At 70.8% G+C, this 12926-nt stretch carries 10 protein-coding genes; 5 read left to right on the top strand and 5 right to left on the bottom strand.

Annotated elements, in window-relative coordinates; translation table 11 throughout:
* Window positions 1-52 precede the first annotated feature (52 nt).
* The 4 genes from A3862_RS15960 to A3862_RS15945 all read right to left on the bottom strand — a co-directional run bounded on the left by A3862_RS15960 (window position 53) and on the right by A3862_RS15945 (window position 5177).
* The gene (locus A3862_RS15960) at window positions 53-1798 is read right to left on the bottom strand and encodes a methyl-accepting chemotaxis protein (protein ID WP_111473756.1); all 1746 of its coding nucleotides are present in this window, start codon (window positions 1796-1798) and stop codon (window positions 53-55) included.
* The gene (locus A3862_RS15955) at window positions 1795-2157 is read right to left on the bottom strand and encodes a hypothetical protein (protein WP_236961314.1); all 363 of its coding nucleotides are present in this window, start codon (window positions 2155-2157) and stop codon (window positions 1795-1797) included. The genes A3862_RS15960 and A3862_RS15955 overlap by 4 nt, the downstream gene beginning before the upstream one ends.
* Before the next feature lie 83 nt (window positions 2158-2240).
* On the bottom strand, window positions 2241-4628 hold the full coding sequence (locus A3862_RS15950) for a bifunctional diguanylate cyclase/phosphodiesterase (RefSeq protein ID WP_111473754.1): 2388 nt from the start codon (window positions 4626-4628) through the stop codon (window positions 2241-2243).
* 348 nt (window positions 4629-4976) lie between these two features.
* The gene (locus A3862_RS15945; RefSeq protein WP_111473753.1) at window positions 4977-5177 is read right to left on the bottom strand and encodes a hypothetical protein; all 201 of its coding nucleotides are present in this window, start codon (window positions 5175-5177) and stop codon (window positions 4977-4979) included.
* A gap of 106 nt (window positions 5178-5283) precedes the next feature.
* Between A3862_RS15945 and A3862_RS15940 the strand changes: the two genes are divergently transcribed.
* The gene (locus A3862_RS15940) at window positions 5284-6795 is read left to right on the top strand and encodes an ATPase domain-containing protein (RefSeq protein ID WP_111474358.1); all 1512 of its coding nucleotides are present in this window, start codon (window positions 5284-5286) and stop codon (window positions 6793-6795) included.
* The gene (locus A3862_RS15935) at window positions 6792-8843 is read left to right on the top strand and encodes an ATP-binding protein (protein ID WP_111473752.1); all 2052 of its coding nucleotides are present in this window, start codon (window positions 6792-6794) and stop codon (window positions 8841-8843) included. The genes A3862_RS15940 and A3862_RS15935 overlap by 4 nt, the downstream gene beginning before the upstream one ends.
* Window positions 8844-8853: 10 nt before the next feature.
* Here A3862_RS15935 and A3862_RS15930 read toward each other — a convergent pair whose 3' ends face one another.
* The gene (locus A3862_RS15930) at window positions 8854-9660 is read right to left on the bottom strand and encodes a Crp/Fnr family transcriptional regulator (protein ID WP_111473751.1); all 807 of its coding nucleotides are present in this window, start codon (window positions 9658-9660) and stop codon (window positions 8854-8856) included.
* 723 nt (window positions 9661-10383) lie between these two features.
* On the opposite strand from A3862_RS15930, the gene A3862_RS15925 reads away from it, so the two are divergent.
* The 3 genes from A3862_RS15925 (at window position 10384) to sorA (ending at window position 12923) form a co-directional block, all read left to right on the top strand.
* Window positions 10384-10872 carry an RNA polymerase sigma factor gene (locus A3862_RS15925; protein ID WP_111473750.1) on the top strand — a complete coding sequence of 163 codons (489 nt, stop codon included), beginning with the start codon at window positions 10384-10386 and terminating at the stop codon, window positions 10870-10872.
* Window positions 10872-11588, top strand: coding sequence for an anti-sigma factor family protein (locus A3862_RS15920; protein WP_056459988.1), 717 nt, complete (start codon window positions 10872-10874; stop codon window positions 11586-11588). The genes A3862_RS15925 and A3862_RS15920 overlap by 1 nt, the downstream gene beginning before the upstream one ends.
* 123 nt (window positions 11589-11711) lie before the next feature.
* Window positions 11712-12923, top strand: a complete 1212-nt coding sequence (gene sorA / locus A3862_RS15915; protein WP_111473749.1) for a SorA family sulfite dehydrogenase catalytic subunit — start codon at window positions 11712-11714, stop codon at window positions 12921-12923.
* Window positions 12924-12926: the final 3 nt, after the last annotated feature.

The raw sequence follows: 12926 nt of genomic DNA, 5'->3' as shown, positions 1-12926 counted from the left end.
GAAGGTAGCCGACCTCGTGGCGGTCGGCGAGCCCGCCAGGCGCGGGCTCCCGTCAGGCCGCCACGCCGAGGCCCCCTTCGAGGGCCGAGTGGCGCAGGCCGGCGCGGATGTCGAGCCCCGCCGTGCCGCCCTCGCTCCATGCGACCGCCGCCGGCGTGCGCCCCCCATCGGCCGTCTCGAACTCGACCGCTTCGCCGGGCGCAAGTTGCGGGGCGCCCGCGATGCGGGCGCCGTGGGAGGAGACCTCCGCGAGGCGCACTGAATGCCGCCGCCCCCGCACGTGCAGGAAGGCCGCCTCGTCGACGGCGACCCGAACCGTGCCGCGGCGCTCCTCCAGGTCGGTCGTGACCCGCTGCACGAACTGGGTCACCGAACGCGCGAGGTCGGCCGCGACCGCCTTGAGGGACTCGGACGCGGTCAGGGCGCTGTCGGCGTGCCGCTGCGTCTCCAGGGTGGCCTGCGAGACCGAGACGGCTCCGGCGTGCGCCTCGGAACTGCCCTGGGCGACCTGCGCCACGGTGCGGGAGATCTCCTGCGTCGCCGCCCGCTGCTGTTCGACCGACACGGCAATCGACGTGGTCAGGGCGTTCACCTCCTGCGTGGCCGAGGCCATCGCGTGGACGGAGCCGACGGTGCGCCGCGTAGAGGCCTGGATGGCCTCGACCTGGGACACGATCTCGTCGGCCGCCCGCATGGTCTGGCCTGACAGCGCCTTCACCTCCGATGCCACCACCGCAAAGCCGCGGCCGGCGGCGCCGGCGCGCGCAGCCTCGATGGTGGCGTTGAGCGCCAGGAGGTTGGTCTGGTCGGCCACCGACTTGATCAGGCCCATGACGGTGCCGATGCGGTCGGCCACGACGGCGAGCTGCTCGACCTCCTCGTTCGTGTTCCGCGCGATCTCGGTCATGCGCGCGATGAGCTGGCTCGCCCGCTCCGTCTGGCCGGCGATGTCGGAGATGGAGGCGCTGAGTTCCTCGGCCCCCGCCGAGACCGAGAGCACGTTCTGCGCCGTCGCCGACGCCGTGGCCTCGGAAGCGGCCGCTTGACGGTTCGAATGGTCGGCGACGTCGCTGAGGGCGAGCGCGGTCTCGCGCATGCCGCCGGTCTCGCGTTCGACCGTGCGCTCGATCTCGACGAGGGCGTCGCGGAAATCGGCTACGACCTCGCCGAGGCGGCGCTGGCGGTGGGCCTCCAGGTTACGGTCCTGGCCGGCCGCCGCCTCGGCGCGGCGCTGCGCCAGCACGCTGTCGGCGGCCTGCCGGGTGGCCGCCTCCGCGGAGGCCAGCGCCTTGGCGAGCTGGCGGGCAGCCAGCACCAGGGCGGCGGCCTCGGTGACGAGGACGACGGCATGCAGCACGACACGCAGGTACTCGGCCCCGTTCGGGAAGACCGCGGCCGGGTAGAGTACGTTCAACGCGAGGTGGTGGAAGGCCACGACGCCGGCCGCCACGAGGATGGATGACCAGCAGCACCAGCCGGCGGCGACCGCGAGGGCGGCGAAGAAGACCATGTGCAGGTCGATCTGCAGGTGCGTGCCCGAGGCGGCCAGCACCAGCAGGCCGACCAGCATCATCATGGCGGCCGAGGAGAGGTGGCGCGTGATGGCCGCCGCCCCGTGCCGGCGGGCGGCGGCGAGGGTCGCGCCGGGCAGGAGGACCGCGAGGACCGTCACGGGCACGGGCATGACGTCTCGCCACCAGGCGAATGCCGTGACGATGACGGCGAGCACGCCGAGCGCGCTGAGCATCACCGGCAGGAAGGCGAGGCGAAGGCGGTCGAGGCTGCTGCTGTCGGTCATGACGGGGATGATCCGGTGAGGATTGGGGGAGGCCGGTAGCCCGGGAGGCAGGCGCCCAGGGGCCCGGCGGCGAGGACGAGGAAGGCGCCGGCCCGGCGCAGGTCGGCGGCGGCGTCGCGCCCGGAGGCGTCGAGCACCGCAACGTGCCCGCCGGTGGAGAGCCACAGGATGGAGGCGCCCGAGGCGGCGACGGCCTTGGGGATTGGGGCGTCGGGGAAGAGGGTGAGGACCGCGACGGGCTCGCCGGGGCGTGGCGCGAGGGCGAGGGCGACTGGGGCGACGCCGCAGCCGGCGACCAGGGCGCATGCCAAAGCGGCGACCCGGAGCGGCGGGAGTGTCGTGGACGTGTCTCGTGTCATGCGCCCCTTCATGCCCGCCCCCCGTCCAAGCCGACCCGACACCCTTATGCGGGCGAGATCGACGCTCGCCCCCGCCGACAGGCTCAGGCGCGTTTCCGGTCGTCGGCGATGACGGGATCCGTGCCATGCGTGTACTGGGCGAACTGTCCGATGGGCGACGGCCGGCCCATCAGGTAGCCCTGGGCGGCGTGGCACTGTTCGGCGGCGAGGAAGCCGAGCTCGGCGTCGGTCTCGACGCCTTCCGCCAGCACCGGCAGGCCGAGGCCGCGCCCCAGGCCAAGCACCGAGCGCACGATGGCCGCGGTCTGCTCATTGCTGTCGACGGAGCGCACGAACGAGCCGTCGATCTTGATCTTGTCGAACGGGAACGAGCGCAGGTTCGAGAGCGACGAGTAGCCAGTGCCGAAGTCGTCCATGGCGATGCGCAGCCCCAGCGACTTCAACTGCCTCAAGGTCAGCAGCGCTCGGTTCGGGTCGCTGATCAGGGCCGTCTCGGTCACCTCGACCTCAAGGCGGCCGGGCGCCAGCCCGGTCTTGAGCAGCACCTCGTGCACCAGCCCGACGAAGTGCGGGCTGTGGATCTGCACCGCCGAGACGTTGACGGCGATGGACAGCGGGTTCGACCAGGTCGCTGCCTCCCGGCAGGCCTCGCGCAGCACCCACTCCCCGATCTGCAGGATGGCGTCGCTCTCCTCGGCGATGGGGATGAAGAGGGCGGGCGAGACGTAGCCGTGCTCCGGGTGCTTCCAGCGCAGCAGCGCCTCGAAGCCGATGACGGCGCCCGAGCCGACGTTCGTCTGCGGCTGGTAGACGAGCTGCATCTCGCCGCGGGCCACGGCGTGGCGCAGGTCGTGTTCGAGGAGACGGCGCTCGCGGACCTCGACGCCCATCCTCGCCTCGAAGAAACGGTAGGTGCCCCGGCCTTCCGACTTGGCGCGGTAGAGGGCCGTGTCGGCGTAGCTCAGGAGGGCCGCGCGCTCCTGCGCGTCGTCCGGGTAGAGGACGACGCCGATGCTGGTGGCGATCTGCGGGCCGCCCGCATCCGCCCGGCCGGAGCGCAGCGCCTCAAGGATGCGCTCGGCGAGCCGGCCGGCCTCCGACGGGCCGCCGCAGGGCATCAGCACGGCGAACTCGTCGCCGCCGAGCCGGGCCATCATCTGGGTGTCGTCGAGCTCGGCCGAGACGATCCGGGCGACGTTTTCCAGCATGGCGTCTCCGGCCGCGTGGCCGAACAAGTCGTTGACCTCCTTGAAGCGGTCGAGGTCGAGGCAGAGCACCGCGAGCTTGCGCCCGCCAGCGTCGACGGCGCGCATCTCCTGTTCGAGCCGCTTGCCGAAGCTGGCCCGGTTGGCCAGTCCGGTGAGGGCGTCGTGGTGGGCGAGGAACTGGATCTGGCGCTCGGCCTGGCGCCGCGCCCGCAGGTCGCGCACGGCGACGGCGTAGTGCGGCCGACCGGCGTGATCGACCGGCTGCATGATGATCTCGACCGGCACGAGCGTCCCGTCGGCCCGGCGCAGCTCGGCCTCGACCGGGCGCTCGGGCTGGCCGGCGAGCGCGAGCCGGGCGGCGTTGCCCGGCAGGTACGCCGACAGGGCCGTGCCCGCGAGCGCACCGGACGGCAGACCGATCAGCTTGGCGAAGCTGCGGTTGGCGCTGACGATCGCGTCGCCGGTGCAGACCACGAGACCCTCGACCGCGGCGTTGGCGAGGCTGTGCAGGCGGTCGGCCTCCACCTTGGCGTGACGGCGGTCGCGCACATCGAGCGCGAGTGCGGCCCCGGCCAGCAGCAGGATGGCGAAGCTCGCAAGGGCCACGGCCACCGCGAGCCAGGCGTTCGGGATCGCGGCCTCCGAGACGGCGCGTGTCGGGTCGGGCGTAACGGTGACGGCGCCCATGGCGGTGAAGTGGTGGCTGCAAATGGCAAGCAGCAGCAGGAGCGCCGCCGGCACCTGGCGAACGAGGCCGCGGGCGCCGAGCTGGGCCGCTAGGGCGGCGCCGCCGAGGATGCCGCCCAGCGCGAGCGAGACGCCGACGGTCGCGGGATCCCACGCCTTGTGGCCGGCGACGTCGTAGGCGGCCATGCCGGTGTAGTGCATCGCCGCGATGCCGAACCCGAGGATGGCGCCGCCTGCCCAGGCCGATGCGCGGCCGCCGACGATGACGGCCAGCGAGAGGCCGGAGCCGGCCAGCAGGACGGCAATGACGAGCGAGAGGCCGGTGAGCGCGACGTCGTAGCCGCTCGGCACGCCCGGCACGAAAGCGAGCATGGCGATGAAATGGGTCGCCCAGATGCCAGAGCCGCCGGCCGTCGCCGCCACGGCGAGCCACCCGGCTTGCGGCCAGCCGGCAGCCCTGCGGGCGTGGCTGACGAGGCAGATCGTCGTCAAGGCCGAGAGGGCGCAGATGCCAGCCGCCAAGGCGACAAGCCGGAAATCATGAGCCTCGACGAGACAACCGACGACGGTAAGCATGGGGCGACCCTGGGGACCTTTGAATCCCCATGGTGAGCCACGTCCGTGTAGATCGATTTAAGGGCGCGCAACCAAAATAAGGATCCAAAGGCAACGCCTTGAACCTTTGGTGCGGCCCGCGGTCGCAAGTCTGCTCTTGCTGATCGGACCTAAGGCGACCGACCCGAACGCTCGCAGGGCCGCCTACCCGGCGGCGCCCGCGTCCTCCGCGGTTCCGTGCGACCCGGCCGACACCCTCACGGACACGCCTTTCGTGTCGGTCAGGTGACGGCAGGACTGGCCGTCGCTCTCGCCGCATGCCTCGACGGTGAGGGCAACCGAGGCGGGATCATTCATGGCTCCGGTCCGTCAGCTATCGGCCCTCGAACCGCTCAGCGTGAGGTCGAGGTAAGTCCTGCTGACCGGCTCGATCAGGGCCGTGGTCTCCTCGGCGCCCTTCGTCTCCTCATCGGTGGCGGTCCGGAAGGCTGAGGCTTGTTCGGACTTGCCGGCCCGCTCGGCGATGACCGGCCGTCGAGCCTTCTCGTTGGTGTCGGGTTCGCCCGCCAACGAATCCCCACCATGCGTTGTCGCGAGCGCTGACAAGGGTTTGGCGCGGCGCTAACTTGTGCGCATGTCGTGGCGAGCCCCACGCTACGGAGCCTCGACCGTGACGATGACGGAACATGCGAAAAGCCCACCGCCCGGCGGGGATTCCCGGATCTCGACCGGCGTACCTGGCTTGGATGACGTCCTTTGCGGCGGGCTGACCCCGAGCCGGCTCTACCTGTTGGAGGGTACCCCCGGGACCGGCAAGACGACCTTGGCCCTGCAGTTCTTGCGCGAGGGGACCGCGCGCGGCGAGCGCACCCTCTACGTCACGCTGTCCGAGACCAGCGACGAGCTCCGGGCAGCGGCGGCGACCCATGGCTGGACGCTCGACGGCATCGACGTCTACGAGCTCGTCGACGAGATGGGCCTCGACCCCGATAGCGAGCAGTCGATCCTGCACCCCTCCGAGATCGAGCTCGGCGAGACCGTCCATGAGGTCATCGCCCGCGTCGAGGAATCGAAGCCCGACCGGCTCGTGTTCGACAGCCTCTCCGAGCTGCGCCTGCTCGCACAGAACCCGCTGCGCTACCGGCGCCAGATCCTGGCGCTCAAGCGGTTCTTCGCCAAGCGCGCCTGCACCGTGATGATGCTCGATGACAAGACCTCCGAGACCGGCGACGTGCAACTGCACAGCATCGCGCACGGGGTGTTGTCGTTGGACCAGATGCCCCGCGAGTACGGCTCGGAGCGGCGTCGCCTACGCATCGTCAAGATGCGCGGCATCAAGTTCCGCGGCGGCTTCCACGACTTACTGTTGGAGACCGGCGGCATCCGAGTCTTCCCACGCCTGATCGCCGCCGAGCACCACGCGAGCTTCGACCCTAAGGGCAAGTCCACGGGCTCGGGCGAGCTCGACCTGCTGCTTGGCGGGGGTCTGGTGCCGGGGACCAACACGCTCCTTCTCGGGCCTTCTGGCATCGGCAAGACGACGACGGCCATCCGCTGCATGTTGGCCGCCCTGGAGCGCGGGGAGAGCGCCACCTACTACCTGTTCGACGAGGGGCTGGGGACACTCCTCGCCCGGTCGGCCACGCTCGGCATGGACCTCGCCCCGCACATCGAGGCCGGGCGCCTCGTCATCACGCAACTCGACCCTGCGGAGGTCTCGCCGGGCGAGTTCGCTACGATGGTCCGGGAGGCGGTCGAGGAACGCGGCGCAACCTTCGTGAGCATCGACAGCCTGAATGCCTACCTGCATGCGATGCCGGGCGAGGAGTTCTTGATCCTGCAGATGCACGAGTTGCTGAGCTACCTGAACCAGCAGGGCGTCACCACGCTCCTGGTTCTCGGCCAGCACGGGGTCGTCGGCGAGGTCCGCACCGACGTCGACCTGAGTTATCTTAGCGACTGCATCCTGCTGTTCCGGTTCTTTGAGGCAAAGGGCGAGGTGCGCGCCGCGCTTTCGGTCGTGAAGAGCAGGGTCAACGCGCACGAGCGCAGCATCCGCGAACTGAAGTTCGGGCCGGGCGGGCTCCGGGTCGGCGAGGCGCTTGGCGACTTCGAGGGTGTCCTGTCCGGCCTGCCGGCCTATCGCGGCAAGGTCGCGATGCTCGCGGGCCAGGGCGAGGTCCGGTGACGGCGTCGCCCGCGGCCCACGAGGAACGCATCCTGGTCCTGGCGCCGCGCGGGCGCGACGCCGCGGTGACCGGGCAGGTGCTCGTCCAGGCCGGCGCGTGCGCCGAGGCGTGCCCGGACCTGACCTGCCTGCTGGATGGCCTTGCGGCCGGGGCTGGCGCGGCGCTCGTCACCGAGGAGGCGCTGGAGGGCGACCTCGCCGACCTGTTCGCCTGGCTCGATACCCAGCCGCCATGGTCCGACTTTCCGTTCATCGTGCTGGCCACCCGCCAGGCCGGGCGCCGGTCCGAGCGCGCCGCGCGCCTGCTCGCCCGGCTCGGCAACGTCGTCCTGCTGGAGCGGCCGGTGAACGCCGAGACGCTCGCCAGTGCGGCGGCCTCGGCACTGAGGGCGCGGAGGCGCCAGTACCAGGCCCGCGGGCACCTGCTGGAGCGAGAGCGGGCGCAGGAGGATCTCCGCCTCGCCAACGAGGACCTGGAGCGGCGGGTGGCCGAGCGCACCCGCGAGGTCGAGGCCGCGCACGAGACCCTGGCCTTTGCGCTCGACGCCGCCGGCATGGCGTCGTGGGACCTCGATTACCGCACCGGCGCCTCGCGCCGCTCGTCCCGCTTCGACGCGATCTTCGGCCACGAAGGGAAAGGCCCCCGTTGGGACCGGGAGACGCTCCTCGCCCACATTGTCGAGGAGGACCGCGCAGCTGCCGAACGGGCGTTCGCGACGACCGTGGACACCGGCGCGCTCGACTTGGAATGCCGCATTCGGCGTGCCGACGGACAGGTGCGTTGGATCGCGCTCAGGGGGCAGATCAAGCACGAGGACGGCGCCGCCGCGCGCATCGCCGGCATCCTGATGGACCGTACCGACCAGCGGCTCACCGAGGAGGCGCTGCGGCAGGCCCAGAAGATGGAGGCCATCGGCCAGCTGACCGGCGGCGTGGCGCATGATTTCAATAACCTGCTCACCGTTATCGTGGGCGGCCTCGACATGATGCTGCGGCGGCCCGAGCAGGTCGATCGCGTCAAGCGCCTAGCCGAGGCGGCCATGGGCGCGGCCCGGCGCGGCGAGCAATTGACCCAGCAGCTCCTGGCCTTCTCGCGCCGGCAGATGCTGCGGCCGCAGACGCTCAATCCGAACCGCCTGCTGCTGGCCTTCAAGCCGCTGGCCGAGCGCGCAGCGGGGGGCGCCGTCGAGCTCGCTTTCGACCTCGACCCGGCGCTTGACCCGATCCGCATCGACCCGGCCCAGTTCGAGGCGGCGGTGCTGAACCTGGTCGTGAATGCGCGCGACGCGATGGAGGGGCGGGACGGCCACGCTCATATCGCGGTGACGAGCCGCAACGTCCATCTCGGCACGGGTGCGGTCGCCGACTGGGGCGTGGCGCCGGGGCCCTACGTGGTGGTTTCCGTGTCCGACACCGGCTCAGGCATCCCAGCGGACAAGCTCCAGCGCGTGTTCGAGCCGTTCTTCACCACCAAGGAGGTGGGCAAGGGCACGGGGCTCGGGTTGAGCCAGGTCTACGGCTTCACGCGCAGCGCCGGCGGCTTCGCGAGGATCGATTCCGAGGTCGGCCAGGGCACGACGGTGAACCTGTTCTTCCCGCGCTCGACCGACCCCGCCGGCGAAGAGGTCGGCACGGGTCCGGCCGCATCCATCCCGCTGCGCCGCGCCGGCGAGGGCGAGACGGTTCTGCTGGTCGAGGACGACGAGCAGGTGCTCGCCATGGCGACCGAGAGCCTAGAGGAACTGCGCTACCGGGTAGTCGTCGCCCGCAACGCCGCCGAGGCGCTGGGGCACCTCACGGGGGTGGAGCGCATCGACATCCTGTTTTCCGACGTGGTCATGCCGGGCGGCATGAACGGGTCGCAGCTCGCGGTCGAGGCGCAGCGGCTCCGGCCGGGCATCAAGGTCCTGCTGACCTCGGGCTACGTCGCCAACCTCGACGAGGGGCAGATGATCGGGCACGGCGAGCTCCCGGTGCTCAATAAACCGTACCGCCGCGACGAACTCGCCCGCTCCCTGCGGCTGGTGCTCGGGGGAGGCGAGCGCTGACGCCGGACGGCTAGGCCCCTGCCTCGGGCAGTGCCGCCTCCCGGAATACGATGTCTCCCGGGGGGGCGCTGCGGAGGCACGGCCCGGGGTCCGGTCGGGGATCGGCCGCCGCATGGCGCAGGTATCCCGGGTCGAAACCGGCCGCCGCCTTTAGGGCGACTAGGTCCGGGATGACGACGCGGCGACCCCGGATCTCGATCAGCCCGCGCCTCCGCAGCGACCGCAGGGACCTGTTGACGTGGACGGACGTCATACCGGTCGCGTCGGCGAGGTCGACCTGTGTGAGGGGGAGGTCGAACCCGGCGTCGGAGACCAGCCCCACGGACCGGAGCCGCACCAGCAACTCGCACAGTATGTGGGCGAGGCGCCGCTCGCAGGGGCGCCGACCGATGTTCGCCAGCCATTGCCGCACCGTGGCGGCCTCCACCAGCGCGGCCAGGCGGAGCGCACGGGCGATGGCAGGGTGGTTGTCGAAGAGGTCCGCCACGGTTCGGGCCGGGATGTGCGCCACGCGACAGGAAGACAGGGTGCCGATGGCGTGGTCCATCGCGCCGAGCAGGGCGACGTCGAGATCGCTGAAGTCGCCCGGGACGAGGAAGGCGAGCACCTGCCGGGCCCCGTCGGGCAGGATCTTGTAGCGGCAGGCCATGCCGTCGAGGACGAGGAACGCGCCCCGGGGCGTGTCGCCCTCGCGGATGAGGTCCGTCCTACCGGGGATCGCGACGGGGTGGGCGGCGACCTGCGCCAGGAGGCGTCGGTCCTCGTCCGACAACGGCGACAGGGCGGCGAGCTTCCTCAGCAACGGGTGGTCTGGCATCGGTTCGGCGCCCCGTGGGACGTGTGCCCCGTAGGTGAGCTAGAGCGGACGAGGGCCTTTGGCATCGGCACGTGCGTCCCGCGGCGTCGCGACGGTGGCCGGCGTCGCCCCGGCCCGCTCCGGAGGCCGTCTCCCAATCAGTGTGGTCGGTCAAGACGATTGGGCTGTCAGGGCCCTACGCACGTGGAGCGGTGGTCACCATGCCGTTCAGTGCATGCGACCCGCACAGATGAACCGCCTGATGTCTGGCGGGGGGTTACGCAAGGCCCAATGACGCTGAGCCTTGACGCCAAAGGCGGGACGTGGGCCGTCGGCATAGGCAGATGCGCGGTCGCTAATGTGCTTCAACCTGCTGAGGTCGTGACCGCAGCTCAAAGATCCGCTTCTTCCTACCAAGCGGACGTCTCGGCCAGCAGGCTTGAGGGTCTGCAAGGGGTCAGGAGTTCGCACTCAACTTGTTCGGCTGTGCGCCATGAGCGGACATCAACTCGATACCCGTAACCGGACATTCAGCTTCGCGCCCACCCCTGCCTTAAAACCGCATCCTCACATGCCTGAAAGCAGACATGCGAGCCTGCTATCGATTGTTCAGCAATAACAACGCTCCGAGTAGCGCTGCAGAGGTGTAAGGCCTCCCGACATCCACAACCATCGTCGACCGTTGCGGCTCTGTGTGGACATGCATTGATGTGCTATGGAGTGCGGGGAGGACGACACATCAGGATGCGGTCCATCGGTCAGCACCTCGTCGATGCGTGGCCGCGCCTGTTCCGCTACGCGCTAGCTCTGACGCGTGAGCCCGACGCCGCACGTGACCTGATGCAGCAGAGTGCTCTCAAGGCGCTTTCCACGCGTACGACTCCCAGTGAGCCTCACGCGGCCCGCGCCTACCTGTTCCAGATCGTGCGCCATGCCTGGATCGACCGGATCCGCCGGACCCGCCTCCACCACGAGGATGAGCTCCTCGATTGGCCCGACGAGGGGTTCGACGACCGCCTGATCGAGGCGATCGCCGTGCGCCAAGCCTTCGCCGCTCTCGATATGCCCTGCCGGGCTGTCGTGACTTGCGTGGACGTCGAAGGCTTGAGCTACCGGGAGACCGCCGAACGGCTCGGCATTCCCGTCGGCACGGTCATGAGCCGTCTGCACAGGGCGAGGCGGATCATGCTGCACCGGATCGCCGGGCCGTCCGATGGGAGCGAGGGGCCGTGATGCGCTGGGAGACCCTCAATGCCTACGTCGATGGGGAACTCGATCCGCAGGACCGGCGCGCAGTCGCGGAGACGCTGGCCCGCGATCCGGTCCTGGCCGCGCGGGTCGCGACCCTGACCCGGCTGAAGCAGGGAGTGAAACAGGAGGTGAAGGCTGCGGCCGTGCCGCCCCGGCGCGCGCCGATCGCCCGCGCCTCCCTCGGATGGGCGTGCGCCGCGGCCCTGGTCGTCCTCGTCGGCGCCGGCTGGCTCGCCCTGTCGTCTCGCGCGCCGGCGGACCCCGCGCGCGCGGCCTTCACGGCATGGGGTGCGGCGGGCTCACCCGCGAACGACGTGCGGCCCGCGGGCGGCCCGAATGGCTTCCCCCTCGATCTGGGGGCGGCAGGCTTCCGCTTGGTCTACCTGTCCCCGGACGACGGTTCGGCCGGTCGGCTCGCAGGTTACGAGGGGCGTCACGGCTGCCGGCTCGCCATCTGGAGCGGACCGTCGCGCGGGCAGGCCGGTCGGGAGATCGCGCAAGGGAGCGGCGGCCTGCGTGTGGCGCGCTGGGACAGCGAGGGGCGCCACTACGTCCTCCTGTCCAAGACGGTGCCGGCCGAGCGGTTCGCCCTGCTGGCCGAGGCGGCCGTGCTGCTCACCGAACCGAACAAGACGGACCGCCTGCGGCTCGCGCTGGACCGGGCGACCAGCCTCGCGGAGCGCCCCTGCACCGGCTGACCGGCGCGAGCCGCGGAATTTATTTCGACCCGCCGCGAATAGACCGGGGGCGACATGCGTCTCCTCCTCCGCACGTCGCGGGCCCGGTCGCCGGAGTCACGCGCGGACAGGGGAGGACTTCGGATGCTCGACAGACGCGATCTCATCAGGCGGGCGGGCCTCACCGCCCTGGCGGGCCTCGGCGGTGGCACTTTCGCGTCCTTGCGCACGCTCGCGGGCGACAACGCCACGCTGCCCTTCGGCAACGGCGAACGGCTCCTGGTGGCCTATCCGGGCAAGCGCCCGCTGCTCCAGATGACCGCGCGTCCGCCGCAGCTGGAGACTCCGTTCTCGGTGTTCGACGAGGGCGCGATCACGCCCAACGACGCGTTCTTCGTGCGCTACCATCTCGCCGACATCCCGACCGAGATCGATCGCGAGACCTATCGCGTCGCGATCAAGGGCCATGTCGAGCGGGAGGTCTCGCTCTCGCTCGCCGACCTGAAGGCGATGCCGACGACCGAGATCGTCGCGGTCAACCAGTGCTCGGGCAATTCCCGCGGCTTCTTCACGCCGCGGATGGCCGGCGGGCAGCTCGCCAACGGCGCCATGGGCTGCGCCCGCTGGACCGGCGTGCCGCTGAAGGCCGTGCTCGACAAGGCTGGGGTGAAGGCGGGCGCCGTGGAGGTCGCCTTCACCGGGCTCGACGGCCCGGTGATCCCCGAGACGCCGGACTTCGCCAAGTCGCTCAAGCTCGACCATGCCAGCGACGGGCAGGTGATGCTGGCCTGGGGCATGAACGGGCAGGACCTACCCTGGCTCAACGGCTATCCCCTGCGCCTCGTCGTACCGGGCTTCTACGGCACCTACTGGGTCAAGCATTTGGAGAGCATCAGCGTGCTCGACAAACCCTTCGACGGCTTCTGGATGCAGAAGGCCTATCGCATCCCCGACAACGATTGCGCCTGCACCGAACCCGGCAAGGCCGCGGACAAGACCGTGCCGATCAACCGCTTCACGGTGCGCTCCTTCCTCACCAACCTGACCGACGGGGGGCAGGTGAAGGCCGGCCACACGCCCTTGCGCGGCATCGCCTTCGACGGCGGCTCTGGGATCAAGGCGGTGGCAGTCTCGACCGACGACGGCAAGACCTGGACGGAGGCGCGGCTCGGGCAGGATCTCGGCCCCTACGCCTTCCGGCCCTGGACCCTCGACGTGGACTTGTCGCCGGGATCGCACGCGATCCGGGTGCGGGCGACCGCCAACGACGGGGCGAGCCAGCCGATGGAGCCGCGCTGGAACCCGGCCGGGTACCTGCGCAACGTGGTCGAGACCACCCGCGTGCGCGCGGTCTGAGGG

The sequence above is a fragment of the Methylobacterium sp. XJLW genome (assembly GCF_003254375.1).
Classification (GTDB): domain Bacteria; phylum Pseudomonadota; class Alphaproteobacteria; order Rhizobiales; family Beijerinckiaceae; genus Methylobacterium; species Methylobacterium fujisawaense.
This window is presented reverse-complemented; position numbering and strand designations above follow the sequence as displayed.

What these genes read in the sequence shown, in the direction of transcription:
- A3862_RS15960 (WP_111473756.1), bottom strand. Translation starts at nt 1,798, where the DNA reads ATGACCGACAGCAGCAGCCTCGACCGCCTTCGCCTCGCCTTCCTGCCG.
- A3862_RS15940 (WP_111474358.1), top strand. Translation starts at nt 5,284, where the DNA reads ATGACGGAACATGCGAAAAGCCCACCGCCCGGCGGGGATTCCCGGATC.
- sorA (WP_111473749.1), top strand. Translation starts at nt 11,712, where the DNA reads ATGCTCGACAGACGCGATCTCATCAGGCGGGCGGGCCTCACCGCCCTG.
- A3862_RS15925 (WP_111473750.1), top strand. Translation starts at nt 10,384, where the DNA reads ATGCGGTCCATCGGTCAGCACCTCGTCGATGCGTGGCCGCGCCTGTTC.
- A3862_RS15920 (WP_056459988.1), top strand. Translation starts at nt 10,872, where the DNA reads ATGCGCTGGGAGACCCTCAATGCCTACGTCGATGGGGAACTCGATCCG.
- A3862_RS15930 (WP_111473751.1), bottom strand. Translation starts at nt 9,660, where the DNA reads ATGCCAGACCACCCGTTGCTGAGGAAGCTCGCCGCCCTGTCGCCGTTG.
- A3862_RS15955 (WP_236961314.1), bottom strand. Translation starts at nt 2,157, where the DNA reads ATGACACGAGACACGTCCACGACACTCCCGCCGCTCCGGGTCGCCGCT.
- A3862_RS15950 (WP_111473754.1), bottom strand. Translation starts at nt 4,628, where the DNA reads ATGCTTACCGTCGTCGGTTGTCTCGTCGAGGCTCATGATTTCCGGCTT.